Origin of the sequence: Methylobacterium sp. J-030 (genome assembly GCF_022829545.1) — a bacterium.
GTDB lineage: Bacteria > Pseudomonadota > Alphaproteobacteria > Rhizobiales > Beijerinckiaceae > Methylobacterium.
Map to the genome: position 1 here is coordinate 20393 of NZ_JAKSYM010000084.1, position 26112 is coordinate 46504.

Sequence of the window (26112 nt, forward strand, 5' to 3'; positions counted from 1 at the left end):
ACTTATTAGCCCTTTGGCGGGTGTTCACGGCAGAGCCCTGAGATGGTCTCCAGGGCTCTGCCCTGGACCCGCGAAAGGGCTCGCCCTTTCGAAACCATGATGTGATCCGAAGACTCAGGTCTTCCGTGCCACCGTGAACCGCGCCGCGTCCCGCAGGATGCGGGCGCCCTCCCCCCAGGCACCGACCGCGTCCTCGCAGACGCCGACGAGGCGGTCGCACTCGGCCCGCGCCCCGGCGATGCCGAGGCGGTCGACCAATGTCGCCTTGCCGGCATCCTTGTCCTTGCCGGTGGCCTTGCCCATGGCCTCGGAAGAGGCCTCCCGGTCGAGGATGTCGTCGGCGATCTGGAAGGCCTGCCCCAGGGCGAGGCCGTAGCGCAGCAGGGCCGCGCGCTGGCCCGCGTCGGCGCCGCCCACGATCGCGCCGGCCTCCACCGAGAAGGCCAGGATCGCGCCGGTCTTCATCGCCTGCATCCGCAGGGTGTCGTCGATATCCATGTTGGCCGCGCCGAACCGGCCCTCGGCGGTGAGGTCGAGGAGCTGGCCACCCACCATGCCGCCGAGGCCCGAGGCCCGGGCGAGGCCGAGAACGAGGTCGGCCCGGATCCGTGCCTCCGGCTGCCAGGTCGGGTCGGCCACGATCTCGAAGGCCAGGGTCTGCAGGGCGTCGCCCACCAGGATCGCGGTGGCCTCGTCGTAGGCCTTGTGCACCGTCGGCTTGCCGCGGCGCATGTCGTCGTCGTCCATGGCGGGGAGGTCGTCGTGGACGAGGCTGTAGCAATGCACCAGCTCGACCCCGGCGCCGGCGGCGAGCGCTGCCGCCTCGGAGCCGCCGAGCATCCGGGCGGTCTCGATGGCGAGGAACGGCCGCAGGCGCTTGCCGCCGCCCAGCACCGCATGCCGCATGGCCTCCATCAGGCGGGGCGGCCGGGCGATCTCGCCGGGGCCGACCTCCGGTCCGAGGCGCTCGACCAGGAAGGTCTCGACCGTCCCGGCGACCTCGGTCAACCTGTGGGTAAACTCGACGGCCGGCGTGCCAGCCTTGACCGAACCGGTCGGTGCCTGCGTTGAGGAGGTCGTGGTCATCGGGCGCTGCGTCCGGTCCTGGCCTTGCGAAAACCAATCGCGTGTCAGTTGTACGGGAACGAAATCAGGGTGAGCGGGGTCGGACGCATGGCGGAGGCGGCGGAACGCGATCTCCCGCGCGCCCGCCCGCGGCGCCCCCGTCCGGTCCGGCGGATCGTGGGGATGCTGCTGCTGCTCCCCGCCATCGGTTTCGTCCTCGTTCTGGGTCTGGCGCTCGTCTATAGCGCGGTGATGCCGCCGTCGACCCTGATGCTGGGTCGGTGGTTGACGCTTCAGCCGGTGAGCCGCGATCCGGTCCCGCTCGCGCGGATCGCGCCGGCCCTGCCGCTCGCGGTGATCGCCTCCGAGGATCAGCGCTTCTGCCTCGATCACGGCGTGGATTTCGGTGCCATCCGCGAGGTGGTGGAGGATGAGGATTCGCCGAGCCGCGGCGCCTCGACCCTGGCGATGCAGACGGTGAAGAACGTCTTCCTGTGGCCCGGCCGCTCCTACATCCGCAAGGCGATCGAGATCCCGCTGGCGCTCGCTCTCGACACGCTCTGGGGCAAGCGGCGCATGATGGAGATCTATTTGAATGTTGCCGAGTGGGGCGACGGGATCTACGGCGCGCAGGCCGCGAGCCAGCACTGGTTCGGCAAGGATGCGAGCCGGCTCACCCGCGGCGAGGCGGCGCTCCTCGCCGCCGTCCTGCCGAACCCGATCACCCGCAGCGCCGGACGCCCCTCCACCGGTGTGCGCCGCCGCGCCGCGCGGATCCAAGCGCTGATGGGCCAGGTCGAGGGTCTCACGGGCTGCCTGCGGCGGTAGCGGCCCGAGCCGGACAGGCGGATCGTTCGCTGTCCCGGGCGACCGCCGCCAGCGTGCGCCGCCGCAAGAGTCCGCTGACGGGGCGAATCCCATACCAGTAGGGCGTGAATTTCCATCGCGCGGATCGGCTCGGGCAGGCCACGCGCGTCTCGGTGACCAGCCGGGTTCGGCCGTCCGAATGCGGATGCGTCCGGAAGGTGAGTGCGAGCTTGGCGGCGTCTCCCTGGTCGTAGGCCAGGAAATCGGCACCGTCGGCGACCGGTGCGCGGCCGAAATCGAGTCTCCAGAACCGGCCGATCAGCCCGTGGACGATTTCACCCTCGTTCCGGGCGAGCAGCGTGAACGCGTCGAGGTTGAAGGGTGCGCGCCCGGCGTCGCGTCGACCGACGAGGCGCGCCGGCGACTCGCGCAGTCGGATCATCACGCGGAAGAACCAATCGGTTTCCGCACGATAGGCGGCTACGGCTGCCAGAATCGCCGCCGGCGGAGCCGACACGAGACGGGCATGCGTCTCGCTGAAGTGATAGGTCGGCAGGTAGCGGTCGATCAGATGCATCGCCGTGTCAGCCGGCCTGCCCGGACGCGGCCGAGATCCAATTTTCCGATCGGACCCCGGGCATGCGAGTGAACTCCCGCAGGTTGTTGGTGACGACGATCAACCCCTCGCTCCGGGCGTGACCGCCGATCTGCATGTCGTGCACACCACAGGGCGTGCCGGCCTTCTCCAGTTCGGCCCGAACCTGGCCGTAGTGAACCGCTGCCTTTTCGCCGAAGGGCAGGACATCGAGGCGCGCCACGAACTGTGTGATCGCAGCCAGATTTTCCGCACGGCGCGCCGATTTCTCCACGCCGTAATGCAATTCTCCCAGCGTGATGCTGGATATGCAGAGTTGATCCGCCAGCGCGTTGAATCGATCTTTGATGCTGATCGGATAGTTTTTCATGACGTAGATACAAATGTTTGTATCAAGCATGTAGATCAGCATCAGAAAGGCTCACGCTGCTCCGCAGGCGGCTGCTCGCGATGGGTAAGAAAATCTTCGCTGAGGCGCGGCCCCTCCTGGAACAGATCTTCCCACCTTTGCCCCGTCGGTACAATCACCCGCGTGCGACCGATCTTCAGGATGTCGACGTGATGCACGTCGGGCGAGAAGGCGACCGCCTTGGGGAGGCGAACCGCCTGACTGCGGTTGCTGGTAAAGACCGTGGAACTGGTCATGGTTCAGCCTCCTCACCAGCGTGGGATATGCGACTGGCATATCCCTAAGCCCGAGCTGTTCGCGGAGCAAGCCGTCGCAGGATGGTAGCAGCCGTCGAGACCGGTCTGTAAGAGGTGCGAAAACTCCGCTGGATCCGGGACCGACACACGATGAGCGATGCCGTTTACGACCTCACCTTGGAGCGCATCGCCCTGATCCGCCGGATGGTCGTCGCCTGGGGCGGCGGCGAGCCGGGGGCGCCGACCATTCACCCGGAGGCGCCCTACGGCAGTCTCGACCGGGACGGCGATATTGCCAACGTCACCGGCGACGACGAGGGCGCAGAGGAGGAGCACCGGTCCCTGGAACAGGGGCTGGCGGTCTTCGCCCGGAACGCGCGGCTCAAGCCCGGCCGCTACCAGTATCACAACGGCTTGGCCAAGCTCGACCACGGCACCGTGGGCGATGTCTTCCGCGACGCGCGGACCGGCGAGACGCCGGAGCACATCACCTTCGCGGTGACCCCGCAGCACCTCGCGCTGATCCCGCATCTCGCCTACGGCTGGGACCCGGCGGGGGACGTGCCGCGGGTGGACCCGACCCGCCCCTATGGCGGCGAGGGAGCCTACACCGCCGTCATGGCCCGCCTTCTCGCGGCCGTGCCGGAGGCCGCCGCCAACGATGACGAGGACGGTGAGACGCACCGGATCCGGCTGCACCGCGAGATGCAGCCGGCCCTTCAGATCTTCTTGCGGTACGCTGATCTCGGGCCGGGCGACTTCCGGCGCTCGGGATCGTCCGGAATCTGGGAGCCGGCCTGACGGTTCAGCCCTCGCGCTTCTTGCGCTGCGCCAGGGTGCGCAGCCGGAGTGCGTTGAGCTTGATGAAGCCCGCCGCGTCCCGGTGGTCGTAGGCCACCGCGCCCTCCTCGAAGGTCACGAGATCCTGGTCGTAGAGGGAGTGCGGGCTTTCGCGGCCGATCACGTGGATGCCGCCCTTGTAGAGCTTGAGCCGCACCGTGCCGGTCACCTTCTCCTGGCTTCTGTCGATCAGCGCCTGGATCATCTCGCGCTCCGGCGAGAACCAGAAGCCGTTGTAGATCAGCTCCGCGTATTGCGGCATCAACTGATCCTTCAGGTGGGCGGCGCCCCGGTCCAGTGTGATCGACTCGATCGCGCGGTGGGCCGGGAGCAGGATCGTGCCGCCCGGGGTCTCGTACATGCCGCGGCTCTTCATGCCGACGAAGCGGTTCTCCACGAGGTCGAGCCGGCCGATGCCGTTGGCGTGGCCCAATTCATTGAGCTTCGCCAGCAGGTTCGCGGGCGACAGCTTTTCGCCGTCGATCGAGACCGCATCGCCGCGCTCGAAGCCGATCGTGACGACGGTCGGCTGGTCGGGCGCCTCCTCGGGGGAGAGGGTGCGCGAGTAGACGTAGTCCGGCACCTCGACCGCCGGATCCTCCAGCACCTTGCCCTCCGAGGAGGCGTGCAGGAGGTTGGCGTCCACCGAGAACGGGCTCTCGCCGCGCTTGTCCTTGGCGATCGGGATCTGGTGCTGCTCGGCGAAGGCGATGAGCTGCTCGCGCGAGCGCAGGTCCCATTCGCGCCAGGGGGCGATCACCGTCACGTCGGGCTTGAGCGCGTAGTAGCCGAGTTCGAACCGGACCTGATCGTTGCCCTTGCCGGTGGCGCCGTGGCACACCGCGTCGGCCCCGACCTTCTCGGCGATCTCGATCTGCTTCTTGGCGATCAGCGGCCGGGCGATCGAGGTGCCGAGCAGGTAGACGCCCTCGTAGACGGCGTTCGCCCGGAACATCGGGAAGACGTAGTCGCGGACGAACTCCTCGCGCAGATCCTCGATGTAGATGTTCTCGGGCTTGATGCCGAGCAGCTCCGCCTTGCGCCGGGCCGGCTCCAGCTCCTCGCCCTGACCGAGATCGGCCGTGAAGGTCACGACCTCGCAGCCGTAGGTGGTCTGCAGCCACTTCAGGATGATCGATGTGTCGAGGCCGCCGGAATAGGCCAGCACGACCTTTTTCACGGGGCTCTTCGCGGGGACGGACATGCGGCTTCCGGAACTGGGACAGGGCCTGTGCCGCTTATCGCGGGTGGGATTGGCCTGCAACCGGCGTGCCGTTTGGCGCGTAGCCCTGCTGCCGCGCGACCGGCCGCGTTTCGCCTCACGGCGGCCTTGCGGGTGTGAAAGAAACGGCGCGGGCGTTGCCTGTCATCCGCGCCCGAGAGTGCATTCGGAGAAGCGAAGTCTATGGCGCGCCAGCCGATTTTGGAGTTCTGGTACGAATTCGCCTCGACCTATTCGTATCTCGCGGCGATGCGCGTCGAGGCGGCGGCCGCGGAAGCCGATGTGGCGGTGCGGTGGCGCCCGTTCCTGGTCGGGCCGCTCTTCGCATCCCAGGGCTGGACCACCTCGCCGTTCAACCTCTACCCGGCCAAGGGCAAGAACATGTGGCGGGACGTGGAGCGCGAGGCCGCCCGCCTCGGCCTGCCGCCGCTGACCAGACCCGCGCAGTTCCCGCAGAACAGTCTCAGCGCCGTGCGCGTCGCAATCCTCGGCCAGGATCAGGACTGGCTGGTGCCGTTCTCCAAGGCGGTGTTCAGCGCGAGCTTCGCCGAGGGCCGCTCGATCGCAGAACCCACCGCGGTCGCCGAGATCCTCGATTCGCTCGGCCTCGACGGGACGCAGACCGTGCGCGCCGCCGCCGCGGAGGCCAACAAGACCAAGCTGCGGGTGAGCGTCGAGGAGGCGCGCTCCCGCGGCATCTACGGGGCTCCGACCTTCCTGGCCGACGACGGCGAGCTGTTCTGGGGCAACGACCGCCTGGAGCAGGCCCTGGCCTGGGCCACGGGCGAGCGGCCGAAGGGTCTGCGGTAAGTGGGCCTGCGGTAGGGCCGCGTTCACGCCGCTCGACCATCAATCCGATTCCACCCTTTGGTCAGGCTCCGGCCCCGCGGCTGAAGCCGGACATCGATGCCTGGACGAGTCCCATGCCCGTTTCGCGACGTCTCCTCCTCACCGCCGCCGGCGCCCTGCTCGGCACGGGCCTGAGCCGCGCGGATGCGCAATCCTACGGACAGCGGGTCGCCGTCACGGGGGACGACGGCAAGGCGGTGGCCAACTCCATTCTGCCCGGTGAGATCACCGGCCAGATCCCGGCGCTCCGCGGCGTCACCTATGCCGGACCGCGCGAGTCTGGCACCACGCTCTACGAGTTCTTCGACTTCAACTGTCCGTTCTGCCGGAAAGCCGCGGCCGACGTGGTGTCGCTGCACGACAGCGACGGCGAATTGCGGATCGGCCTTGTCCACAATCCGATCCTGTCGCCGCAATCGGCGCAGGCCGCCAAGGTGATGCTGGCGGTCCAGCGCCGGCTCGGCGCGCAGGCGGCCTGGGGCTTCTACCAGACGCTGCTCGGCAAGCCCGGCCGCATCGACGGGCCCGGTGCCCTGGCCGCCGCTTCCGCCCTTGGCATCCCGCAGCCGGAGATTGAGGAGATCGCCGACAGCGACGAGGTCCGTGCCGCGCTCAAGAGCCAGATGCGCATGGCCGCCGACCTCGGTCTCTACGCCACGCCGTCCTACGTACTCGGAAACAGCGGGATCCTCGGCCATCCGGGCGCCCGCGCCCTGGCCAAGATGATCGCCAGCGTTCGCCGTTGCGACCGGCTGGCCTGCTGAGGCACGCACTGCGTCACACTTCCGCCGTCCTATCGCGCAGCGGCGCTTCGGTCCGTGTTGCGCGCGGCCATGCTGACATGCTAGGCGGTCGCCGCGCCGGAAGGACGGTTCTCGATCCTGTCCCCCGTCGGCGCGATCCCACGTCCCGAACGGTCTCGCACCGCGCTCCCCGCCGGAGCGCGCGGAACGGGCGGGCAACCAGAGAAGAGAGCGACGGGTGGCGCAGAACGGTTCCGAGGCTGGTCCCCTGGTTGCAGGCGTGGCGGGCCGGTACGCCTCCGCCCTGTTCGAGCTCGCGCGCGACGAGCGCCAGGTCGACGCCGTCGCGCAATCCCTCAACCAGTTCGATGGGCTGCTGAAGGAGAGCGCGGATCTGCGCCGCCTCGTCCGCAGCCCGGTCTTCAGCGCCGAGGAGCAGGCGGGCGCCATCGGCGCCGTGCTCGACAAGGCCGGGATCGGTGGGCTCGCGGGCAACTTCATCCGCCTCGCGGCCTCGAACCGCCGGCTGTTCGCCCTGCCCGACATGATCGCCGCGTTCCGCGCGCTCGTGCAGGACTCGAAGGGCATCGTGCGCGCCGAGGTGCGGGTGGCCGAGAAGCCCTCCGACACGGTGGTCGAGGAGATCAAGGCATCCCTGCGCGACGTCGCCAAGGCCGAGGTCGACCTCGACCTCGTGGTCGATCCAAGCCTCATCGGCGGCCTCATCGTGAAGATGGGCTCGCGCATGATCGACGCCTCGCTCAAGACCAAGCTCAACGGTATCCGCCTCGCGATGCGGGCCGCGCGGTAAGCGCCCCCATCCGACCCGAAAACGCATAGACGCATCAGCGACAGAGGCCCGAGTATGGACATCCGCGCCGCCGAGATCTCCGCGATCCTGAAAGAGCAGATCAAGAACTTCGGCGAGGAAGCCGAGGTCTCCGAGGTCGGGCAGGTCCTGTCCGTCGGTGACGGCATCGCCCGCGCCTACGGCCTCGACAACGTTCAGGCCGGCGAGATGGTCGAGTTCGAGTCGGGCGTGCGCGGCATGGCCCTGAACCTCGAACAGGACAACGTCGGCATCGTGATCTTCGGCTCCGACCGCGAGATCAAGGAGGGCCAGACCGTCAAGCGGACCGGCGCCATCGTGGACGTGCCGGTCGGCAAGGGCCTGCTCGGCCGCGTGGTCGACGGCCTCGGCAACCCGATCGACGGCAAGGGCCCGATCCAGTCGACCGAGCGCCGCCGCGTCGACGTGAAGGCCCCGGGCATCATCCCGCGCAAATCCGTGCACGAGCCGATGGCCACGGGCCTGAAGGCGATCGACGCCCTGATCCCGGTGGGCCGCGGCCAGCGCGAGCTGATCATCGGCGACCGCCAGACCGGCAAGACCGCCATCGCCCTCGACACGATCCTGAACCAGAAGCCGGGCCATGCCGCGGGCGGTGACGAGAAGTCGAAGCTCTACTGCATCTACGTGGCCATCGGCCAGAAGCGCTCGACGGTCGCGCAGTTCGTGAAGGTTCTGGAGGACCAGGGCGCGATGGAATACTCTATCGTCATCGCCGCCACCGCCTCGGACGCCGCGCCGATGCAGTTCATCGCGCCGTTCGCCGGCTGCGCCATGGGCGAGTATTTCCGCGATAACGGCATGCACGCCGTGATCGTGTACGACGACCTGTCCAAGCAGGCGGTCGCCTACCGCCAGATGTCCCTGCTGCTGCGCCGCCCGCCGGGCCGCGAGGCCTATCCGGGCGACGTGTTCTACCTGCACAGCCGCCTGCTCGAGCGCGCCGCCAAGATGGGCGACGCCGCCGGCAACGGCTCGCTGACCGCCCTGCCGGTCATCGAGACCCAGGCCAACGACGTCTCGGCCTACATCCCGACCAACGTGATCTCGATCACCGACGGCCAGATCTTCCTCGAGACCGACCTGTTCTACCAGGGCATCCGCCCGGCGGTGAACGTCGGCCTGTCGGTGTCGCGGGTGGGCTCGTCGGCCCAGACCAAGGCGATGAAGAAGGTCGCCGGCAAGATCAAGGGCGAGCTCGCGCAGTACCGCGAGATGGCCGCCTTCGCGCAGTTCGGCTCGGACCTGGACGCCTCGACCCAGCAGCTCCTGAACCGCGGCTCGCGGCTGACTGAGCTCCTGAAGCAGCCGCAATTCTCGCCGCTGAAGATGGAAGAGCAGGTCGCGGTGATCTACGCCGGCGTGAACGGCTATCTGGACAAGATGCCGGTCAGCAAGGTCCGCCCGTTCGAGGATGCGCTGCTCAGCACGCTCCGCTCGAAGCATCAGGATCTACTCGACTCGATCGCCGCCTCCAAGGACCTGTCGGATGAGAACGCCGGCAAGCTGAAGAGCGTCGTCGAGAGCGTCGCCAAGTCGATCAGCTAGAGCGTTCTCCGCCGAAGTGGACGGCGGTTCGGCACTAAAGAGCGCGTGACAACAAAGACTTAGAGCCGTTTCAGATTACAGCGCGATCGGAAACGGCTCTCGGGCATCCGCAAGAACCTACCCCTCCCTCTTGCGGGGGGGTAAGGGGTGGGGGTGGTGCAGGAGGTACCGGCCGCTCCGCTCTGAACCACCCCGACATCCGGCTCCTCCCCGCAAGGGGGAGGAGAGGCCCTTTCAAATGGACCTGGACCGCACCCGATGGCGAGTTTGAAGGATCTGCGCAACCGCATCACCTCGGTGAAGGCGACGCAGAAGATCACCAAGGCCATGCAGATGGTCGCCGCCGCCAAGCTGCGCCGGGCGCAGATGGCCGCCGAGGCGGGCCGTCCCTACGCCGAGAAGATGTCGGCGGTGCTCGGCAACCTCGCCGGCAACCTCGTGGGCGGCGTCGGCGCGCCGAAGCTGCTCTCCGGCACGGGCTCGGAGCAGACGCACCTGCTGGTGGTCTGCACGGGCGACCGCGGCCTGTGCGGCGCGTTCAACTCCTCGATCGTTCGGCTGGCGGTGCGCGAATACGCCCAGAAGCTCATGGCCGAGGGCAAGACCGTGAAGATCATGACGGTCGGAAAGAAGGGCTACGACGTCCTGCGCCGCCAGTACCGCGACCAGATCATCGAGAGCATGGATATCCGTGGCAATCGGCCGGTGGATTACCCGTTCGCGGCTGAGATCGCCGATAAGATCCTGACCCGCTTCGAGGCGGGCGAGTTCGACGTCGCGACGCTGTTCTACTCCGAGTTCCGCTCGGTCATCTCGCAGATCCCGACCGGGCAGCGGCTGATCCCGGCCGAGCTGCCCGAAACCGACGCGACCGCGAAGTCCGCCGCCGGCAACGCCGCCCTGGAGTTCGAGCCCTCCGAGGAGGCGATCCTCGAGACTCTGCTGCCGAAGAACCTGACGGTGCAGATCTACCGGGCGCTTCTGGAGAACGCCGCCTCCGAGCAGGGCGCGCGCATGAGCGCCATGGACTCGGCGACCCGCAACGCGGGCGAGATGATCAAGAAGCAGACGCTGATCTACAACCGGACGCGTCAGGCCATGATCACCAAGGAACTGATCGAGATCATCTCGGGTGCGGAAGCCCTCTGAGGCACCGCGACCTGACCGCACAGCTTGAAGGGTAGGTACACGATGGCGAACACCGCACTCCCCGGCGCCGGCTCCAACAAGACCGGCAAGATCACCCAGGTCATCGGCCCCGTGGTCGACGTCCAGTTCGAGGGCCACCTGCCCGAGATCCTGAACGCGCTGGAGACCCGGAACAACGGTGCCCGCCTCGTCCTCGAGGTGGCCCAGCAGCTCGGCGAGAGCACCGTGCGCTGCATCGCCATGGACACATCCGAGGGCCTGACCCGCGGGCAGGAATGCACCGACACCGGTGAGCCCATCAAGGTTCCGGTCGGCATGAACACGCTGGGCCGGATCATGAACGTCATCGGCGAGCCGATCGACGAGGCCGGCCCGGTGGTCTGCGACACCTACCGCGCCATCCACCAGCCGGCCCCGTCCTACGCCGATCAGTCCACCGAGGCGCAGATCCTGGTCACCGGCATCAAGGTCGTCGACCTGCTGGCGCCCTACGCCAAGGGCGGCAAGATCGGCCTGTTTGGCGGCGCCGGCGTCGGTAAGACCGTGCTGATCATGGAGCTGATCAACAACATCGCCAAGGTGCATAGTGGTTATTCAGTCTTTGCCGGGGTGGGTGAGCGTACCCGCGAGGGCAACGACCTCTACCACGAGATGATCGAGTCCAAGGTGAACCTGGACCCGAAGGAGAATAACGGCTCGGCCGAGGGCTCCAAGTGCGCCCTGGTCTACGGCCAGATGAACGAGTCGCCCGGCGCACGCTCGCGCGTGGCGCTGACCGGCCTGACCATCGCGGAGCAGTTCCGCGACGAGGGGCAGGACGTGCTGTTCTTCGTCGACAACATCTTCCGCTTCACCCAGGCCGGTTCCGAGGTGTCAGCGCTCCTCGGCCGCATCCCCTCGGCGGTGGGCTACCAGCCGACGCTCGCCACCGACATGGGCGCCCTGCAGGAGCGCATCACCACCACGACGAAGGGCTCGATCACCTCGGTGCAGGCCATCTACGTGCCGGCCGACGATCTGACCGACCCGGCCCCGGCCGCCTCCTTCGCCCACCTCGACGCCACGACCGTGCTGTCGCGCTCGATCGCCGAGAAGGGCATCTACCCGGCCGTGGATCCGTTGGACTCGACCTCGCGCATGCTCTCGCCGGCGATCCTCGGCGAGGAGCACTACGACGTCGCCCGCCGCGTCCAGCAGACCCTGCAGCGCTACAAGGCGCTTCAGGACATCATCGCGATCCTGGGCATGGATGAGCTGTCCGAGGACGACAAGCTGACAGTCGCCCGCGCCCGCAAGATCGAGCGCTTCTTCTCGCAGCCCTTCTCGGTGGCCGAGGTGTTCACCGGGTCGCCGGGGGTGCAGGTGCCGCTCGAGGACACCATCAAGGGCTTCAAGGGCCTTGTGAACGGCGATTACGACGACCTGCCCGAGGCGGCCTTCTACATGGTCGGCACGATCGAGCAGGCCCAGGAGAAGGCCAAGAAGCTCAAGGCGGCGTAAGGCCGCTCCCTCCCCTCTCGCTTACGGGGAGGGGTCGGGGTGGGGGTGCTTCAGGATTGAGCGTTGCGGTGCCGTCTGCACCACCCCCATCTCCAACGCCTCCCCGCGAGGGGGAGGAGCGCGCGTTGCGGGTTCGGGAAGCTAGAGACCGATGGCCACCTTCCACTTCGATTTCGTCGGCCCCGAGCGGACGCTGTATTCCGGCGAGGTGACCGCCGTTCAGCTGCCCGGCACCGAGGGCGAGATGACCGTCATGCCTGGCCATGCGCCCGTTCTGACCTCCCTGCGGGTCGGCGTCATCGTGGTCACCGAGAGCCAGGGCAGCGGCAAGCGGATCTATGTCCGCGGCGGCTTCGCCGATATCGGCCCGACCGCCGTGACCGTGCTGGCCGAGCGCGCCGCTCCGATTGAGGAGCTGACGCAGGATTCCCTCGACCGGGACATCGAGGCCGTCGAGATCCAGCGCGACGCCACCGAGGATCTGCAGAAGCGCGAGGAGCTGAACGGCCAGATCGTCCAGCTCAAGGAAACCAAGGCGCTGCTCAAGCTCTAAGACCGTTCCGGATCGCATTGCCTTGTCCGGAGGATAATCTCCTCCGGTGACGCAGTGCGGCTACGGGTCGCTCGTCGCTTCTCGGGCCGCGGCGAGTGCAAGGGCCAGCAAGTCGGACCGCGCATCCGGGCCCGTTGGACAGCCGCGATCCAGCCAGAGTTTGCGTGCTGCGGCAAGCCCGCGGCCGATCGCCGTACCCGGTCTCAGCCCCCCGGCCAGCAGATCGGCGCCGGCTAACGGGAACATCGGTGTGCCCCCGGCTTCTTCCAAAGACCGCAGCACCGGCCGCACGTCATCCGCAAGTTCCGGCCGGGGTTCGCCCGCCAGGATCCGGAGCGCCCCGTTCAGCATCGGCACGCCGTGCTCGGCGGCCAGGGCCCTGGCCGCCGCCCCATCGACCATCGCCCGGCCGTGCAGGGCCGCGAGCGCGTCGGCGTAGCCCGTGAGCTGGCCGTGCTCCAGATTCGAGAGTCGCAGCCGGTCGCGCAGCCGATCCGCATCGTGCCGCGCGCCGACGGCTACCGCTGCCAGACGCAGCACGGGCGATAGCCCGGCCTCGGCGGCCCGCCGCAGCCGGCCGAGTTCGCCGACGCCGCCGGTGATCCGTTGTAGCAAGCCGGTCCCGCTCAGAATCACGACCATCGCGGGGCCGCCGGAGGCCGCCAGCAGCTTCAAGAACTCGTCGCGGATCCGCTCCCGCGAGAGCCGAGCCAAACTGTCCCGTGCGGCCATGCAGGCGCTCAGCGCTGCGGCGTCGGGCGCCCCGCCGCCGAATCGGGCGTGGAAGCGGAAGAAGCGCAGGATCCGCAGGGCATCCTCCCGGATCCGGGTCGCCGGGTCGCCGATGAAGCGCACCCGCCCGGTCTCCAGATCCGCCCGTCCGCCGACCGTGTCGTGGAGCTGCCCGTCCCGCCCGAGCGAGAGGGCGTTGACCGTGAAGTCGCGGCGCTCCGCATCCCTGGTGAAATCGCTGCCGAACCGAACGACGGCGTGGCGGCCGTCGGTCTCGATATCCTCGCGCAGCGTGGTGACCTCGATCGGCCCGTCCCCGGTGATCAGGGTGATGGTTCCGTGCTTAATCCCCGTCGGCACCGCCTTGAGGCCAGTTGCGCGGGCCCGCGCCATCACGGCCTCAGGCGACAGGGTGGTGGCGAGGTCGATATCGGCGGCGGCGATCCCGAGCAGGGCATCGCGGACGCAGCCGCCGATCAGCCGGGTCTCGGAGCCCGCTTCGTCCAGGGCCGCGAGCGTCTGACGCACGCCCGGGCGGGCGAGGAGCGCGGTCAGTCCGCCATGGTCGAGGTTTCGCCTCACCGGAAGCCGCCGGGGACCAGACGGCCATTCTCCATATGCGTCGGCACGTAGCCGCCGGCGCGGCGCTCGGAGAACAGGCCTTCGTAGACGAGGGTCGCGATCACGATGGTCAACCCGGCGAGCACGAGGCGGAAGATCTGGGCATCCCAGTGGACGCGGCGCAGCGGGTTGCGGCCGGCCAGGACGAGATAGACCAGAAACAGCGCGAAGGGGATGAGGAAGAGGCCGAACTCTTCGAGGACGCGACGCAGCATGGCGGTTCGTCCCTACCCGGCCGAGCGGCGGATCCGGTCCGGTTCGGAATCCGGATAGAGCCGCTCGCGGAGGTTGTTCAGGATCCCGGCCGTGACGCCCCAGATCAGCCGCTCGCCGAAGGTCAGGGCGTAGAAGTAGCGGGTTCGCCCCTGCCACACGCGCGACCGCAGGCGGTAGCGCTCCCGGTCCATCAGCACCGGCAGCGGCACCTCGAACAGGTCGGCGACTTCGGCCGGATTCGGCCGCATCGTCGCCTCCGGGGCGACGAGCCCGATCACCGGCGTGACCAGGAAGCCGGTCCCCGACAGGTAGGGATCGATGTAGCCGACGAGGCGCACCGAAGCCGGGTCGAGGCCGATCTCCTCCTCGGCCTCGCGCAGCGCCGCGGCGGCGGGATCCGGGTCGGACGGGTCGATCTTGCCCCCCGGCAACGCGACCTGGCCGGAATGATCGCGGAGATTCGCCGCGCGCTGCGTCAGGATCAGGCCCGGCCCCTCAGGCCGGAACACCACCGGCACCAGCACGGCGGCCCGTCGGTGCGGCGGCGGCGGGATCACCGCCGAACCATCCGGATCGAGGCTGTGATCGCCCCGCGGATTGGACGTCTGATCGTCCGGCCCCGGCGGGTGCGGCGACAGGCCGGAGGCGGCGCGGGCGAGGAAATCGGCGATGGCGTCGCTCACGCGGCGGCCGGCGCGATCGGATGGAACAGGCCGCCGGCCCAGAGCCCGAGCCAGGGCTCTCCGTCGAGCATGCCTTGCTCGGCCAGATCCACGAGGTCGTAGGTCAGCGCCCGGGTGACGAGCGCCCAGAGACCGGCCCGGACATGGAGATAGGGCTTCAAGGCCCCGTCCGCCGCCTCCGCGAAGCGCAGGGTATGCTCGGCATCGACCGGGATGAGGTCGTCGACGTTGGTCCGGAACGCGATGCGCCGGCCCTGCCCGGACCCGTCGACCGCCATCTCGACCGCCACGAACGGTGCGTCCTCGACGGTGATGCCGACACATTCCACCGGCGTCACCAGCACGATGCGCCCGTCCGGCTCGCGCCGGAGGATGCTGGAGAACAGGCGGACGAGCTTCGGCCGGCGGATCGGCGTGCCGGTGTGGTACCACGTTCCGTCCGCGGCGATGCGGATGTCGATCGCGCCGCAATAGGGCGGGTTCCAGCGCTCCACAGGCGGCGGCCCCCGGGTCGGCAGATCGCCGAGGGCGGCGCTGAGGCGGTTCAGGGTCGGGTCGGCGGAATCCTCGCTCATGCCCGCTACAGATAGCGTCCGACCGGCCCGACAGCCATGGCACGGACCCGACCGAGCCCGGGGGAATTCCAGGCGCGACCAATCGGCGCGTGATTCACGGGGACGCCGGGCGGTCCGCGTCGCGCGGAGAATTCGAAGCCCGGTCGGGATCGCGAGTCTCCGTCCTGAGAACCTGCCAAAGGGCTGGGCTTCAGCCCTTCGGATACCCAGGATCGCGACCGGAACTCACGCCGGCCCGGCGCCCTGGGTGTTCACCGTCACGGCGTAGAGGGACTGGCTGGCCGCCATGAACAGGCGGTTCCGCTTCGGGCCGCCGAAGGTGAGGTTGCCGCAGACCTCGGGCAGTCGGATCCGCCCGATCAGCTTGCCCGCCGGGCTCCAGACCGTCACCCCGTTGTAGCCGACCGCCCGGCCCGCGTTGCTCGATGCCCAGACATTGCCGTCGACATCGGTCCGCAGGCCGTCCGGCCCGCACTTGATGCCGTCCACCACGCAATCCGCGAACAGGCGCCGATTCGAGGGTCTGCCGCCATCGGCGAGGTCGAACGCGTAGATCTCACCCTTGCCGCCGGGGCCGGTATCGCCGGGGCCCTTGCCGGTGGAACAGACGTAAAGGATCCGGTCATCGGGGGAGAAGCAAAGGCCGTTCGGATCCGGCACCTGCTCGTCGGTCAGCACCCGGTCGATCCGGCCCGACGGGTCGATCCGGTAGACCGCGTTGGGCAGCGCCCGCCGCTTCAGCGCGACCCCGGCCGGCTCCCCGAGGCGCGGATTGAGATGGCCCTGCGGATTCGAGGGGCCGCCCGCCTCGTCCGGCAGGCCCTCGTAAAGCAGCGCGCCGTAGGGCGGATCGGTGAACCAGTACGCGCCGTCCGCGTGCTGGACCACGTCGTTGGGTGCATTGAACGGCTTGCCCTCGAAGCCATCGGCCAGCACCGTGGCCGAGCCGTCGAGCTCGTAGCGGACCACGCGGCGGCTGGCGTGCTCGCAGGCGAGCTGGCGGCCCTGCCGATCGAAGCTGTTGCCGTTCGCATAGTTGCTGGGCATGCGGAAGGTCGAGACGTGCCCGTCCTCCTCCAGCCAGCGGAGCTGGCGGTTGTTGGGGATGTCGCTCCAGACCAGGAAGCGGCCGACCGCGTTCCAGGCCGGCCCTTCGGCCCAGAGCGCCCCGGTCCAGAGGCGGCGGATCGCGCTGTTGGGTACGATGTAGGCCTCGAAGGCCGGATCGACCGCGAGCACGTCGGGATCGGTGAAGTAGATGGTGGGGGCAGCATTGGGGCGGAAGTCCCGCGGCGGGTTCGTGATGGTGCTGGGCGGCGCGGGTTCGGCCGCAGCCAGACCGGCCGAGCCCAGCGCGAGGCTCAACCCGGCCAGAAGCGAGCGGCGCGACGGTGTCGCGAGCCCGCGCGGCTCTTCGAACGCCACCGAATTCTTGCTCATCCCCTGCATGCGATCCCCCCGGTTCGCCCTCGCGTGCCTCTCCGGCGCGCTGTGTCCGATCTTGAGACAGGAATCCTGTTCTCGTCAACTCGACCGGCGCCGAAGGATCTTCCACACCCCGTCCGCCGAGGCCAGCAGCCGGCTTCCCGCGCGCACGTCGCCACGCATGAAGACGAGCGAGCCGGTCCGTTTGACCACCTGCGGACGGAAGCCGATCCAGTCACCGAGGTGGCCGACGGCGATGAACTTCATCTCGAGCTGGATCGTCACGCAATTCGCGCCGTCGGCCGCCCGCATGGCCGCCTCCCCGAGCGCGCGGTCGGCGAAGCTCATCAGCATGCCGCCATGAACCACGCCGATCAGGTTGGCGTGTTTCTGCTCCGCGCGGAACGCGTAGGCGCCGTCGTCGGCGCGCCAGTGCAGCGGGCCGACATGCCCGATGAAGCCCGCGTTCTCGATGGAGGTCCAGCCCGCATCGTCCGGGTCGAAGGGGTCGCTCTCGCTGGTCATCGTGTCGTCCGTCTCCGTGCGGCTCTGGAAACCGGCGGGTGCCGTCAGGTTCCCCGGGGTTTTGCCCGGCGCGTCGGCGCCTCGGCGAGCGGATCCTCCGGCCAGGGGTGGCGGGGATAACGCCCACGCATCTCGGCGCGCACCGCCGCCCAGGAACCGCGCCAGAACCCCGGGAGGTCGCGGGTGATCTGGATCGGCCGATGGGCCGGCGACAGCAGGTGCAGGACGAGCAGCCGGCCGCCGGCCCGGGGGTGCCGGTCGAGGCCGAACAGCTCCTGCACCCGCACCGAAAGGGCGGGCTCGTCGGCGGCATAATCCACCGCTATTCGCGATCCGGTGGGTACGTCCACATGGGTCGGCGCCTCCGCGTCGAGCCGGGTGCGGAGTTCCCAGGGCAGCAGGCCGTGCAGAGCGGCGGCGAGGTCGTCGGCGGTGACCGACGCGAGGGACGCGCGCCCGACGAGGAAGGGCGCGAGCCACGTCTCCACGGTCCCGGCCAGCGCGTCGTCCGCCAGATCGGGCCAGGCATCGCCCTCCGCCGCGTGGAGAAAGCGCACCCGGGCGCGCCATTGCGACAGGGCCGGCGTCCAGGGGAGCCGGTCGAGCCCGAGGCCGGCGATGCCCCGGGCCAGGATCGTCGCGCTGTCCAGATCGCTCGGAACCGGCAGGGGCCGCGCACCGAGGCTGACGGCGCCGAGCCGCCGGTTCGCCCGGGCCCTGAGCGCGGCGGCCTGGGAGTCGAAGGTGATCTCGGTCCGCGATTCGATGCGGTCGGCGAACAGGTCCTCGATGGCTGCGCCCTCGATCGCCGCCGCGGCCAGGATGCGGGCGTTGCCGGCCGAGCCGGCGAGGTCGGCGACGACCAGATGGGTCTCCCGGGCGAGCGGGCTCGCCGGGTCGAGGCGGCCGGCGCGGCCGCTCGCCATCACGAACTCGCCGTCGCGGCCCCGCGCCCGCGCCACGCGATCCGGGTAGGCGAGCGCCAGGAGCCGGCCGGCCGGCACCGGTCCGGCGTCCTTGCCGCGACCCGCGATCCGCGCCCAGCCCTCGGCGAGCCGGCGCATGTCGGCCGCCCGCCCGCCCCGGTCGCGGCGGAACCGCTCGACGCGCGTATCGAGATCGGCGTCGTCGCCGCCGAGGCCGCGCTCGACCAGCACGGCCGCGAGGTCGGCGGCGGCGCGGGCCTGCCCGGACATGGACGCGACCGTGACCATCCGGGCGAGCCGCGGCGGCAGCGGCAGGGCGCGCAGGCGCGCGCCGGTCTCCGTCAGCCGGCCGTCCGGATCGAGGGCGCCGAGTTCCGCCAGCATAGCGCGGCCTTCCGCCAGCGCGGGGGCCGGCGGTGGGTCCAGGAAGGCGAGCTTCCGCGGATCGGCCACACCCCAGGCGGCGCAGTCGAGGAGCAGACCCGCCAGATCGGCCGACAGGATCTCGGGCCGCGCGAACGGTTCGAGGGCGTTGGTGGCGGCCTCCGACCAGAGCCGCCAGCACAGGCCCGGCTCGGTCCGCCCGGCGCGGCCCCGCCGCTGATCCACGGAGGCCCGGGAGGCCCGCGCGGTCACGAGCCGCGTCAGGCCCAGGCCGGGCTCGTAGACCGGCACCCGGGCGAGCCCGGAATCGACGACGATCCGCACGCCCTCGATCGTCAGCGAGGTCTCGGCGATGCTGGTGGCCAGCACGACCTTGCGGCTTCCGGGCGGCGCCGGGGCGACGGCCCGATCCTGCTCGGCCGGCGGGAGGGCGCCGTAGAGGGGGGCCAGCACCACGCCGGGATCGACGCGTCCGGCCAGCAGATCGGCGGTCCGGCGGATCTCGGCTTGTCCTGGCAGGAACACCAGCACCGAGCCCGGATCCGCCCGTAGGGCGCGCAGCGTGACCTCGGCCACGGCCTCCTCGATCCGCCGGTTCGGGTCGCGCTCGACATGGCGGGTCTCGACCGGGAAGGCCCGGCCCTCCGAGGTGACCACGGGCGCGTCGTTCATCAGCCGCGCGACTCGGGCACCGTCGAGCGTCGCCGACATGACGAGGAGGCGCAGATCCTCGCGCAGGCCGCCCTGGGCGTCGAGGGCGAGCGCGAGGCCGAGATCGGCGTCGAGGGAGCGCTCGTGGAACTCATCGAACAGCACTGCGCCGATGCCGGCGAGTTCCGGATCGTCGAGGATCATCCGCGTGAACACGCCCTCGGTCACCACCTCGATCCGGGTCCGGCCTGAGATCTTCGAGCCGAGCCGCACGCGCAGGCCGACCGTGCCGCCGACCGGCTCGCCGAGACTCTGCGCCATCCGGGCGGCGGCGGCCCGGGCTGCGAGCCGACGGGGCTCCAGCAGGATGATTTTCCGGCCGTCGAGCCACGGCGCATCCAATAGAGCGAGCGGCACGCGCGTGGTCTTGCCGGCCCCCGGCGGGGCCACCAGCACGGCGGCGTTGCGCGCCGCGAGGGCGTCGCGCAGGGCGGGGAGCGCCGCCTCGATCGGCAATGCGGTCTGGAGATCGGGCATCGTTACCGCTGATGGCGCGGAGTCCCGCCGCGCGCAACAACCCGGCCATCCGGTGACGGCGGGTCGTGTTCGATACCGATTCGGCCGCCGGACGCTGGCCTCTCAGCCGGTCGGACGCGAAGCTTGAACGTATCCAAAAGACTCGGGAGTGAAACGATGCGCTTTCGCCGGACTGTCCTGGCCCTGGCCGCCCTGCCCCTCGCGCTAAGCGCCGCCCGCGCGCAGGACAGGCTGCCGACGATCCCGCCGCAGGACTATACCCCCGAGCAGAAGCAGGCGTCCGAATCCTTCGCGCAGGCCCGGGGCAAGCCGCCCTTCGGCCCCTTCCAGCCGCTGATGTACTCGCCGGAGGTCATGACGCTCGCGCGCTCGATGGGCGATTACCTGCGCTTCAAGCCTAAGATCGGCACGACCCTGTCGGAACTGGTGATCCTGATGACCGCACGGCGCTGGACCCAGGATTACGAATGGTACGTCCACGCCCCGATCGCCGAGAAGGCGGGGATCTCGGCCGACATCATCGCGGCGATCCGCGACGGGCGCCGCCCGGCCCGGATGAGCGACGACGAGACCATCGTGTACGAGTTCACCTCCGAGCTGCAGGACACCAAGCGCGTTTCGGACGCAACCTTCGCCCGGGCCGAGGCCCGCTTCGGCAAGCCGGCGATCGTCGATCTGGCGGCGATCTCGGGCTACTACACGCTGCTCGCCATGGAGCTGAACGCGGCGCGCTACCCGATTCCCAAGGACGGCCAGCCCCTGCCCCGCCTGCCGGATTGAGCCGGCTTATCCACAGCGCCCGGGGAGGCGAAACCCCGATATCCACAGGCTATGGCGGTCCTCGACGAGGCCGCCGCGGGCGCGTTGACGAAGCGTTAACCATTCTGGCTCGTTCTCTTTCCGTTCCGAGTGCGAGGAGGAGAACACGATGCGGATTGCAGCTGAAGCCGTGCGCGACACTCACGCCTGTCCCGTCGAGGCGATCAGCAGCGCGTATCTCGGCTTTGCCGGCGGCGATGCCGGGATCGCCCTGCGCTGCGCGATCGCCGACGCGTTGTCCGACCTGATGGAGGCCGAGCGGCGCACCCGCGAGCGCAGCCGGCTGATCTCGCGGGGCTACATCCGCGAATCGCCCGCCTCCGCGCAGAGTCCCGCAAGCTGAACGGTTGCCGCAAACGCAGTTCAGGCTCGATGCAGCGGCGTGGCGACATCATCCGGTTCATGATCCGGGACGGTTCGGACCGCCCGCTTCATTCGGAGACAGATCATGACACGCTTCGCTTTGCTTTCGGCCGCCGCGCTGATCGGCGCGGGCAGCTTGGTGTCTTCGACCGCGGAGGCGCGCGGCGGCGGCGCCATCGCGGCGGGCCTCATCGGCGGCCTCGCGGCCGGCGCCCTGATCGGTGCCGCGACTCAGGCCCACGCGACGCCCGCTTACCGATACGGCTACGACGGCTACCGCTATGGCGGCTACGGCGACGCGCCCGTGGTGGTGCGGCCGGCGCCGGCCTACCGGGCCTACGAGGAGGACGGTCCGGTCTACGCGACGCGCCGGACCGTGACCTACGAGCGCGTTCCGGTGAGCTATGGCCCGGCCCGTCGCTGGCGCCGGGATTGCGACTGGGATATCGGCTACCGCGGCGACGGATATCGCGCCTACGGCGGCTGGTGAGCTGTCTCCGGGCCCGGTCTTGCGGGATGGGTCCCCCTCGGAGCCCGGTGCCGAGACGGGTTGTGTCAGCCCAGTTTCGCGGGGCGTGAACCGGGTGTTCAGGCCCCGCGCCATAAGACGATCCGATGCTGGTTCACGAAGGCATAACACGTACCCCCGAAGCCGACCGGAGGCTCGGCCTGTCCCTGGCGGCGGTGGCCGGTGCGCTGAACACGGCCGGGTTCTACGCGGTCGGCCTCTACGCCTCGAACATGACCGGCAACGTCTCGGCGATCTCCGACCGGACGGGCACCGGCGACGTCGCCCTGGCCGCGGAGGCGCTGCTGCTCGTCCTGCTGTTCGTGCTGGGCTCCGCCGCCTCGACGCTGTTGATCCGCTACCGCCGCCGCAGGTCCGTCCGAGGCTCCCACGCCTACAGCGTCTGCGCGGAGGCGCTCTGCCTCGTGGTCCTCGGGCTCGTGGCGCTGCCGCTCGACGAGCCGATCCGGGGCCACGCCCTGGTGCTGGGCCTGAGCTTCACGATGGGCCTGCAGAACGCGGCGGTGACCAAGATCTCGGAGGCACGGGTGCGCACCACGCACGTCACCGGGATGATCACCGATATCGGCATCGAACTCGCGCGCTGGCTTGATCGCGGCGCGCCCGACCGGGTGCCGCTCAAGCGCTACGACCCAGTGCGGCTGCAGCTCCACCTGCTGACCGTCGGATCGTTCCTCGCGGGCGGTCTGGTGGGCGTCGTCGCCTACCGCGCGGTGGGCGTAGCACTGCTGTTCGCGGCGGCGGCGATCCTGGCCGCCCTGGCGCTGCCGGCGCTCAGGCGTTGATGTCGAGGAGCTGACCGGTCATCCGGTCGGCGGTCCGCGCCACGGCGGTGTTCAGCGCGAAGGCCGATTTGGCCCCGAGCAGCTCGACGGCGGCGTCGGACAGGTCCACCTGCGTGGCGGGCTCCAAGGTGGTGCCCGAAGCGCTCGCTCCGGCGGATGCGATAGTCTGCGCGGCGGCGCCGAGGCGGTCTGTGGCGCGGGCCATGCCGGTGAAGGCGGTCTGAAGGGCGTCGATCATGCGGAACCTCCGAATGCCGTTTGTGCCAGGAAGGTGCTGCGGGTGGGTTGAGACGATCGCTCAAATGCAAAGCATATCGGTGATCGTCTGTCGTCGAGCGCGTGTTATTGAGTCTTAACGCAGACGGAGTTCACCACGAACGCCAGATCTTGGGTTTCCAAAAGGCTGCAAGCCCTTTGGCCGGTCATCTGACGCAAGATCAGATTGTCCTCGGGGGTCGGCGCGTCATTCGTCATGGCTTTGTATGAGCGCGACTCCGGCGTTGGCGCAACGTGCTTCGGCTTGCTGAAGGAAGCGGGCTCGAACCAGCCTCAAGGTCCCGATCCGGACGGCTGCAACATGTGGTGCGGACGGCGGGACTCGAACCCGCACGGCCTTGCGGCCGCAAGATTTTAAGTCTCGTGCGTCTACCGGTTCCGCCACGTCCGCATCGGCTCCTCGGTACCGGGCGCCGCCCCCGCGATCAAGCCGGGGGCGTCCAGCCGTAGAGCCAGGCGTAGCGGTCGCGCATGCCGTCGGGGCCGAGCCGGGCCATCACGGTGTTGCGGGCGAGCGCGATGAGACCCCGCGCGTGGTAGGTGCGGCCGTTGGCGCGGGCCGCCTTCTGGACGCGCCGGACCCGGGCCGCGCGCGCCGCAGCGTAGGCGGCGAGCGCCGTCGGCACGCTCGGGTGGGCGGCCAGCGCGTGCGTCAGCACCGCGGCATCCTCGATCGCCAGGGCGGAGCCCTGCGCGAGGTAGGGCAGGACCGGATGCGCCGCATCGCCCAGCAGCGCCACCCGCCCGCGGGCCAGCGGCCGCGCCACCGCCCGGTCGGCCAGCGACCAGACCAGCCAGGAATCCGGCACGGCGAGGAGCTCGCGCAGCGGTTCGGCGCAGGTGCGGAAGAATTTTCGCAGCACGGCGGGCTCACCGAGCCGGCCCCAGCCCTCGTCGCCCACCGCCTCGGGGACGACCGCCACGACGTTGAGATACTGGGCGTCGCGCACCGGGTAATGCACCACGTGCCGGTTCCGGCCGAGCCACAGGCCCGTCGCCGGCCCGCGAAGGGCGTCCGGCACGGCATCGATCGGGACGAGGGCCCGCCACGCCGCCGCATGGCCCGGCTGGAGCCGCGCCGGATCGAGCCGGTCGCGCAGGCGCGAGCGCAGCCCATCGGCCCCGATCAAGAGATCGAAGGCCAGCTCCTGCACGCCGCTCGCCCCCTCGGCCGCGAGCTGCACCGCGGTCTCCGCCTCGCTGAAGCCCGTGACCGTGCGGCCCATCATCAGGCGGATCGCGGGCCGCCCGCGCAGGGCGTCGAGCAGGAGGGTCTGCAGATCGGCCCGGTGGATCACGTAGTAGGGGGCGCCGAACCGCGTCTGCGCATCCGGGCCGAGGGCGACGCCGCCGAGGCTGCGGCCGCTGGCGAGGGCGCGCACCGCGACGCCCGGCGGCTCGCTCGCAGCCCGGCGCAGGGCCGCCGAAAGGCCGAGGGCGCCGAGGACACGGCTGGCATTGGGCGAGATCTGGATCCCCGCCCCGACCTCGCTGAAGCCGGTGCGGCGCTCGATCACCGTGACGGCGTGGCCGGCGTCGGACAACGCAAGGGCCGCCGTCAGGCCGCCGATCCCGGCCCCGACGATTCCGATCCGCAAAGGTCGACTGTCGGAGGACACGGCCGGGAGCGCCTACTCCGCGGCGAGCTTGGCGTCGTCGTGCCAGACGCAAGCCTGCGGATCCGCCTGATCCGGCTTCAGGCCGGCGCGGTAGCGGTAGAGCGTCGAGCAGTACTGGCAGATGATCTCGGTGTCGGCGCCCATGTCGAGGAAGACGTGCGGATGGTCGAACGGCGGCAGCGCGCCGATGCACATGAACTCCTTCACCCCCACGGCGATCACCGGGACGCCCGGCTCGTTGTGGAAGTGGGGTACCGCCTTGCCTGCCATCCGGCCCTCGCCTGACCCGCAACCGACCGCGCGGCGAATCTGCCCGCGCGCCCCCGGGCGCCTCACGGCCGCTTATGCCGCCAGCCCCGCGGCCGGCGCAAGCCTCGCTCACCCGTGCGTGGGACGCCGCTTGGCCTGTCGCGCCGCGCACCGTACATACGTCGCACGCCCGATTGATGACGCCCGCGAAAAGTCACGCCATGCAGCAGGAACAGGCCACCGCGCAGGGGACGCGCCGCGCCCCCGAGCCCCCGATCCACGGCCCGGAGGGCTTTGAAGGCATGCGCCGCGCGGGGCGCCTCACCGCCGAGGCCCTCGATCTGCTCATGGAGGCGACGCAGCCCGGCGTCACCACCGAGGCGCTCGATAAGCTCGCCTACGAATTCGCCATGGATCACGGCGCCTACCCGGCCTCGCTGCTCTACCGCGGCTATCCGAAATCGATCTGCACCTCGATCAACCACGTGGTCTGCCACGGCATCCCGAACGACAAGCCGCTCCGCGAGGGCGACATCGTCAACCTCGACATCTGTCTGATCCTAGACGGCTGGCACGGCGATTCGAGCCGGATGGCCTATGTCGGCGGGGTGCCCCGCAAGGCGCAGCGCCTGTGCGAGATCACCTACGAGGCGCTGATGCGCGGCGTCGCGGCGGTGAAGCCGGGCGGCTCGACCAACGATATCGGCCGGGCGATCCAGGCCTACGCGGAGGGCGAGCGCTGCTCGGTGGTGCGGGATTTCTGCGGCCACGGCCTCGGGCGCACCTATCACGACGCGCCGACCATCCTACACTACGTCGAGGCGAGCTACGACGTGCCGTTCAAGCCCGGCCAGTTCTTCACGGTCGAGCCGATGATCAACCTCGGCCGCCCCGCCGTGAAGGTGCTGGGCGACGGCTGGACCGCGGTCACCCGCGATCGGTCGCTCTCCGCCCAGTTCGAGCACACGGTGGCGGTCACCGAGACGGGCGTGGAGATCTTCACGCTCTCGCCCAAGGGGCTGCACCAGCCCGTCAATCCCGCCGTCTGATCGCCCGTGGCGCCGCTGCCGGATGAAGTCGGGGCGGGGCTGTTCGCCGACAGCGCCGAGGCGGCGTCTCTGGCGAAGGAGGAGCCGCACTATCACGGCCACCGCGACCGGCTGCGCGAAAAATTCGCGGCGGCGGGGGGCGACGCGCTGCCGGATTATGAGCTTCTGGAACTGGTCCTGTTCCGGGCGATCCCGCGGCGGGACGTGAAGCCGCTGGCCAAAGCTCTGGTCGCCCGGTTCGGCAGCTTCGCCGAGGTGCTGAGCGCCGAGCCGGCGCGGCTGATGGAGGTGCCGGGCGTGAGCGCCGGCGTGGCCTCCGACCTCAAGGTGATCGAGGCTGCCGGCAGGCGCCTCGCCCGGGGGGCGATCCGCGAGCGCGAAATGCTGAGCTCGTGGGGCGCGCTCCACGAATACCTGCGCGCCACCATGGCCTTCGCGCCGCGCGAGGAGTTCCGGATCCTGTTCCTCGACAAGCGCAACCACCTTATCGTTGATGAGGTGCAGGGGCGCGGCACCATCGATCACACCCCCGTCTATCCCCGCGAGGTCGCCCGGCGCGCGCTGGAACTCTCGGCGACCGCCATCATCCTCGCCCACAATCACCCGTCCGGCGATCCGACCCCCTCCGCCGCCGACGTCGCGATGACCCGCGAGGTCATCGCCGTCCTCACGCCCCTGAAGATCGTCGTGCACGATCACGTCATCCTGGGGCGAAACGGACATGCCAGCCTGAAAGGCCTGAAACTGATCTGATCCTCCGGACGCCTTGAGCGTTGTCGAGC

At 69.9% G+C, this 26112-nt stretch carries 30 protein-coding genes and 1 tRNA gene; 15 read left to right on the forward strand and 16 right to left on the reverse strand.

The window, feature by feature from the left end:
• Window positions 1–114: 114 nt before the first annotated feature.
• Window positions 115–1086, reverse strand: a complete 972-nt coding sequence (locus MKK75_RS04940; protein ID WP_244041513.1) for a polyprenyl synthetase family protein — start codon at window positions 1084–1086, stop codon at window positions 115–117.
• 156 nt (window positions 1087–1242) lie between these two features.
• On the opposite strand from MKK75_RS04940, the gene mtgA reads away from it, so the two are divergent.
• Window positions 1243–1893, forward strand: coding sequence for a monofunctional biosynthetic peptidoglycan transglycosylase (gene mtgA / locus MKK75_RS04945; protein ID WP_409567529.1), 651 nt, complete (start codon window positions 1243–1245; stop codon window positions 1891–1893).
• Here mtgA and MKK75_RS04950 read toward each other — a convergent pair.
• The 3 genes from MKK75_RS04950 to vapB are packed head-to-tail and all read right to left on the reverse strand — an operon-like array spanning window position 1871 to window position 3112.
• Window positions 1871–2449: a hypothetical protein gene (locus MKK75_RS04950; RefSeq protein ID WP_244041515.1), complete on the reverse strand. Its 579-nt coding sequence runs from the start codon at window positions 2447–2449 to the stop codon at window positions 1871–1873. The genes mtgA and MKK75_RS04950 overlap by 23 nt on opposite strands.
• Before the next feature lie 7 nt (window positions 2450–2456).
• Window positions 2457–2879, reverse strand: coding sequence for a type II toxin-antitoxin system tRNA(fMet)-specific endonuclease VapC (locus tag MKK75_RS04955; protein ID WP_244041516.1), 423 nt, complete (start codon window positions 2877–2879; stop codon window positions 2457–2459).
• Window positions 2879–3112 carry a type II toxin-antitoxin system VapB family antitoxin gene (gene vapB, locus MKK75_RS04960; protein ID WP_244041517.1) on the reverse strand — a complete coding sequence of 78 codons (234 nt, stop codon included), beginning with the start codon at window positions 3110–3112 and terminating at the stop codon, window positions 2879–2881. Before vapB ends, MKK75_RS04955 begins: the two co-directional genes overlap by 1 nt.
• A gap of 150 nt (window positions 3113–3262) precedes the next feature.
• Here vapB and MKK75_RS04965 point away from each other — a divergent pair, with 150 nt between their 5' ends.
• The gene (locus tag MKK75_RS04965; protein ID WP_244041518.1) at window positions 3263–3913 is read left to right on the forward strand and encodes a hypothetical protein; all 651 of its coding nucleotides are present in this window, start codon (window positions 3263–3265) and stop codon (window positions 3911–3913) included.
• A 4-nt stretch (window positions 3914–3917) separates the two neighbouring features.
• On the opposite strand, the gene MKK75_RS04970 is transcribed toward MKK75_RS04965, so the two are convergent.
• Window positions 3918–5156, reverse strand: coding sequence for an argininosuccinate synthase (locus MKK75_RS04970; protein WP_244041519.1), 1239 nt, complete (start codon window positions 5154–5156; stop codon window positions 3918–3920).
• Window positions 5157–5357: 201 nt separating this feature from the next.
• Between MKK75_RS04970 and MKK75_RS04975 the strand changes: the two genes are divergently transcribed.
• The 7 genes from MKK75_RS04975 (at window position 5358) to MKK75_RS05005 (ending at window position 12366) form a co-directional block, all read left to right on the forward strand.
• The gene (locus MKK75_RS04975; RefSeq protein ID WP_244041520.1) at window positions 5358–5984 is read left to right on the forward strand and encodes a 2-hydroxychromene-2-carboxylate isomerase; all 627 of its coding nucleotides are present in this window, start codon (window positions 5358–5360) and stop codon (window positions 5982–5984) included.
• A 113-nt stretch (window positions 5985–6097) separates the two neighbouring features.
• Window positions 6098–6787, forward strand: a complete 690-nt coding sequence (locus MKK75_RS04980) for a DsbA family protein (protein ID WP_244041521.1) — start codon at window positions 6098–6100, stop codon at window positions 6785–6787.
• Between the two features lie 217 nt (window positions 6788–7004).
• Entirely contained in the window at window positions 7005–7577 is a 573-nt protein-coding gene (locus tag MKK75_RS04985; RefSeq protein ID WP_244041522.1) for a F0F1 ATP synthase subunit delta, read from the forward strand.
• A gap of 54 nt (window positions 7578–7631) precedes the next feature.
• Entirely contained in the window at window positions 7632–9164 is a 1533-nt protein-coding gene (atpA, locus tag MKK75_RS04990; RefSeq protein WP_244041523.1) for a F0F1 ATP synthase subunit alpha, read from the forward strand.
• A 258-nt stretch (window positions 9165–9422) separates the two neighbouring features.
• A complete protein-coding gene (locus MKK75_RS04995) occupies window positions 9423–10313 on the forward strand; it encodes a F0F1 ATP synthase subunit gamma (protein ID WP_244041524.1) in 891 nt (296 codons plus the stop codon).
• Window positions 10314–10355: 42 nt separating this feature from the next.
• On the forward strand, window positions 10356–11813 hold the full coding sequence (gene atpD / locus MKK75_RS05000) for a F0F1 ATP synthase subunit beta (protein WP_244041525.1): 1458 nt from the start codon (window positions 10356–10358) through the stop codon (window positions 11811–11813).
• A gap of 151 nt (window positions 11814–11964) precedes the next feature.
• Window positions 11965–12366 (forward strand): F0F1 ATP synthase subunit epsilon, encoded by a 402-nt coding sequence (locus tag MKK75_RS05005; RefSeq protein ID WP_244041526.1) that lies wholly within the window; start codon window positions 11965–11967, stop codon window positions 12364–12366.
• A gap of 60 nt (window positions 12367–12426) precedes the next feature.
• Here the strand turns inward: MKK75_RS05005 and MKK75_RS05010 are convergent, their stop codons facing one another.
• From MKK75_RS05010 to hrpB, 7 genes are all read right to left on the reverse strand, one after another.
• Window positions 12427–13680: a CCA tRNA nucleotidyltransferase gene (locus tag MKK75_RS05010; RefSeq protein ID WP_244041527.1), complete on the reverse strand. Its 1254-nt coding sequence runs from the start codon at window positions 13678–13680 to the stop codon at window positions 12427–12429.
• Window positions 13677–13934, reverse strand: coding sequence for a DUF6111 family protein (locus tag MKK75_RS05015; RefSeq protein ID WP_244041528.1), 258 nt, complete (start codon window positions 13932–13934; stop codon window positions 13677–13679). The genes MKK75_RS05010 and MKK75_RS05015 overlap by 4 nt, the downstream gene beginning before the upstream one ends.
• A gap of 12 nt (window positions 13935–13946) precedes the next feature.
• Entirely contained in the window at window positions 13947–14618 is a 672-nt protein-coding gene (locus MKK75_RS05020; RefSeq protein ID WP_244041529.1) for a CoA pyrophosphatase, read from the reverse strand.
• On the reverse strand, window positions 14615–15193 hold the full coding sequence (locus MKK75_RS05025) for a DUF1285 domain-containing protein (protein ID WP_244041530.1): 579 nt from the start codon (window positions 15191–15193) through the stop codon (window positions 14615–14617). The genes MKK75_RS05020 and MKK75_RS05025 overlap by 4 nt, the downstream gene beginning before the upstream one ends.
• A gap of 225 nt (window positions 15194–15418) precedes the next feature.
• Window positions 15419–16642, reverse strand: coding sequence for an SMP-30/gluconolactonase/LRE family protein (locus MKK75_RS05030; RefSeq protein ID WP_409567527.1), 1224 nt, complete (start codon window positions 16640–16642; stop codon window positions 15419–15421).
• A 75-nt stretch (window positions 16643–16717) separates the two neighbouring features.
• Window positions 16718–17143, reverse strand: coding sequence for a PaaI family thioesterase (locus MKK75_RS05035; protein WP_244041532.1), 426 nt, complete (start codon window positions 17141–17143; stop codon window positions 16718–16720).
• 44 nt (window positions 17144–17187) lie between these two features.
• On the reverse strand, window positions 17188–19641 hold the full coding sequence (gene hrpB / locus MKK75_RS05040; RefSeq protein ID WP_244041533.1) for an ATP-dependent helicase HrpB: 2454 nt from the start codon (window positions 19639–19641) through the stop codon (window positions 17188–17190).
• A gap of 156 nt (window positions 19642–19797) precedes the next feature.
• Between hrpB and MKK75_RS05045 the strand changes: the two genes are divergently transcribed.
• From MKK75_RS05045 to MKK75_RS05060, 4 genes are all read left to right on the forward strand, one after another.
• Window positions 19798–20421: a carboxymuconolactone decarboxylase family protein gene (locus tag MKK75_RS05045; RefSeq protein ID WP_244041534.1), complete on the forward strand. Its 624-nt coding sequence runs from the start codon at window positions 19798–19800 to the stop codon at window positions 20419–20421.
• A 148-nt stretch (window positions 20422–20569) separates the two neighbouring features.
• Complete coding sequence (locus MKK75_RS05050; protein ID WP_244041535.1) at window positions 20570–20803, forward strand: hypothetical protein; 234 nt, start codon at window positions 20570–20572, stop codon at window positions 20801–20803.
• Between the two features lie 105 nt (window positions 20804–20908).
• A complete protein-coding gene (locus MKK75_RS05055) occupies window positions 20909–21313 on the forward strand; it encodes a hypothetical protein (RefSeq protein WP_244041536.1) in 405 nt (134 codons plus the stop codon).
• A gap of 125 nt (window positions 21314–21438) precedes the next feature.
• Entirely contained in the window at window positions 21439–22137 is a 699-nt protein-coding gene (locus tag MKK75_RS05060; protein WP_244041537.1) for a YoaK family protein, read from the forward strand.
• Here the strand turns inward: MKK75_RS05060 and MKK75_RS05065 are convergent.
• The 4 genes from MKK75_RS05065 to MKK75_RS05080 all read right to left on the reverse strand — a co-directional run bounded on the left by MKK75_RS05065 (window position 22127) and on the right by MKK75_RS05080 (window position 24302).
• Entirely contained in the window at window positions 22127–22375 is a 249-nt protein-coding gene (locus MKK75_RS05065) for a flagellar protein (protein WP_244041538.1), read from the reverse strand. The genes MKK75_RS05060 and MKK75_RS05065 overlap by 11 nt on opposite strands.
• 342 nt (window positions 22376–22717) lie before the next feature.
• Window positions 22718–22804, reverse strand: a tRNA-Leu gene (locus MKK75_RS05070).
• Between the two features lie 34 nt (window positions 22805–22838).
• A complete protein-coding gene (locus MKK75_RS05075) occupies window positions 22839–24032 on the reverse strand; it encodes an FAD-dependent monooxygenase (protein WP_409567528.1) in 1194 nt (397 codons plus the stop codon).
• A gap of 12 nt (window positions 24033–24044) precedes the next feature.
• Window positions 24045–24302 (reverse strand): zinc-finger domain-containing protein, encoded by a 258-nt coding sequence (locus tag MKK75_RS05080; RefSeq protein WP_244041540.1) that lies wholly within the window; start codon window positions 24300–24302, stop codon window positions 24045–24047.
• A gap of 200 nt (window positions 24303–24502) precedes the next feature.
• Between MKK75_RS05080 and map the strand changes: the two genes are divergently transcribed.
• Both map and radC read left to right on the forward strand, forming a co-directional pair.
• On the forward strand, window positions 24503–25330 hold the full coding sequence (gene map / locus MKK75_RS05085; protein WP_244041541.1) for a type I methionyl aminopeptidase: 828 nt from the start codon (window positions 24503–24505) through the stop codon (window positions 25328–25330).
• Between the two features lie 15 nt (window positions 25331–25345).
• The gene (radC, locus tag MKK75_RS05090; protein WP_244041594.1) at window positions 25346–26083 is read left to right on the forward strand and encodes a RadC family protein; all 738 of its coding nucleotides are present in this window, start codon (window positions 25346–25348) and stop codon (window positions 26081–26083) included.
• The last annotated feature ends 29 nt before the right edge of the window (window positions 26084–26112 follow it).

What these genes read in the sequence shown, in the direction of transcription:
- MKK75_RS04940 (WP_244041513.1), bottom strand. Translation starts at nt 1,086, where the DNA reads ATGACCACGACCTCCTCAACGCAGGCACCGACCGGTTCGGTCAAGGCT.
- MKK75_RS04950 (WP_244041515.1), bottom strand. Translation starts at nt 2,449, where the DNA reads ATGCATCTGATCGACCGCTACCTGCCGACCTATCACTTCAGCGAGACG.
- MKK75_RS04955 (WP_244041516.1), bottom strand. Translation starts at nt 2,879, where the DNA reads ATGCTGATCTACATGCTTGATACAAACATTTGTATCTACGTCATGAAA.
- vapB (WP_244041517.1), bottom strand. Translation starts at nt 3,112, where the DNA reads ATGACCAGTTCCACGGTCTTTACCAGCAACCGCAGTCAGGCGGTTCGC.
- MKK75_RS04965 (WP_244041518.1), top strand. Translation starts at nt 3,263, where the DNA reads ATGAGCGATGCCGTTTACGACCTCACCTTGGAGCGCATCGCCCTGATC.
- MKK75_RS04970 (WP_244041519.1), bottom strand. Translation starts at nt 5,156, where the DNA reads ATGTCCGTCCCCGCGAAGAGCCCCGTGAAAAAGGTCGTGCTGGCCTAT.
- MKK75_RS04975 (WP_244041520.1), top strand. Translation starts at nt 5,358, where the DNA reads ATGGCGCGCCAGCCGATTTTGGAGTTCTGGTACGAATTCGCCTCGACC.
- MKK75_RS04980 (WP_244041521.1), top strand. Translation starts at nt 6,098, where the DNA reads ATGCCCGTTTCGCGACGTCTCCTCCTCACCGCCGCCGGCGCCCTGCTC.
- atpA (WP_244041523.1), top strand. Translation starts at nt 7,632, where the DNA reads ATGGACATCCGCGCCGCCGAGATCTCCGCGATCCTGAAAGAGCAGATC.
- MKK75_RS04995 (WP_244041524.1), top strand. Translation starts at nt 9,423, where the DNA reads ATGGCGAGTTTGAAGGATCTGCGCAACCGCATCACCTCGGTGAAGGCG.
- atpD (WP_244041525.1), top strand. Translation starts at nt 10,356, where the DNA reads ATGGCGAACACCGCACTCCCCGGCGCCGGCTCCAACAAGACCGGCAAG.
- MKK75_RS05005 (WP_244041526.1), top strand. Translation starts at nt 11,965, where the DNA reads ATGGCCACCTTCCACTTCGATTTCGTCGGCCCCGAGCGGACGCTGTAT.
- MKK75_RS05015 (WP_244041528.1), bottom strand. Translation starts at nt 13,934, where the DNA reads ATGCTGCGTCGCGTCCTCGAAGAGTTCGGCCTCTTCCTCATCCCCTTC.
- MKK75_RS05025 (WP_244041530.1), bottom strand. Translation starts at nt 15,193, where the DNA reads ATGAGCGAGGATTCCGCCGACCCGACCCTGAACCGCCTCAGCGCCGCC.
- MKK75_RS05030 (WP_409567527.1), bottom strand. Translation starts at nt 16,642, where the DNA reads ATGCAGGGGATGAGCAAGAATTCGGTGGCGTTCGAAGAGCCGCGCGGG.
- MKK75_RS05035 (WP_244041532.1), bottom strand. Translation starts at nt 17,143, where the DNA reads ATGACCAGCGAGAGCGACCCCTTCGACCCGGACGATGCGGGCTGGACC.
- hrpB (WP_244041533.1), bottom strand. Translation starts at nt 19,641, where the DNA reads ATGCCCGATCTCCAGACCGCATTGCCGATCGAGGCGGCGCTCCCCGCC.
- MKK75_RS05045 (WP_244041534.1), top strand. Translation starts at nt 19,798, where the DNA reads ATGCGCTTTCGCCGGACTGTCCTGGCCCTGGCCGCCCTGCCCCTCGCG.
- MKK75_RS05050 (WP_244041535.1), top strand. Translation starts at nt 20,570, where the DNA reads ATGCGGATTGCAGCTGAAGCCGTGCGCGACACTCACGCCTGTCCCGTC.
- MKK75_RS05055 (WP_244041536.1), top strand. Translation starts at nt 20,909, where the DNA reads ATGACACGCTTCGCTTTGCTTTCGGCCGCCGCGCTGATCGGCGCGGGC.
- MKK75_RS05060 (WP_244041537.1), top strand. Translation starts at nt 21,439, where the DNA reads ATGCTGGTTCACGAAGGCATAACACGTACCCCCGAAGCCGACCGGAGG.
- MKK75_RS05065 (WP_244041538.1), bottom strand. Translation starts at nt 22,375, where the DNA reads ATGATCGACGCCCTTCAGACCGCCTTCACCGGCATGGCCCGCGCCACA.
- MKK75_RS05080 (WP_244041540.1), bottom strand. Translation starts at nt 24,302, where the DNA reads ATGGCAGGCAAGGCGGTACCCCACTTCCACAACGAGCCGGGCGTCCCG.
- map (WP_244041541.1), top strand. Translation starts at nt 24,503, where the DNA reads ATGCAGCAGGAACAGGCCACCGCGCAGGGGACGCGCCGCGCCCCCGAG.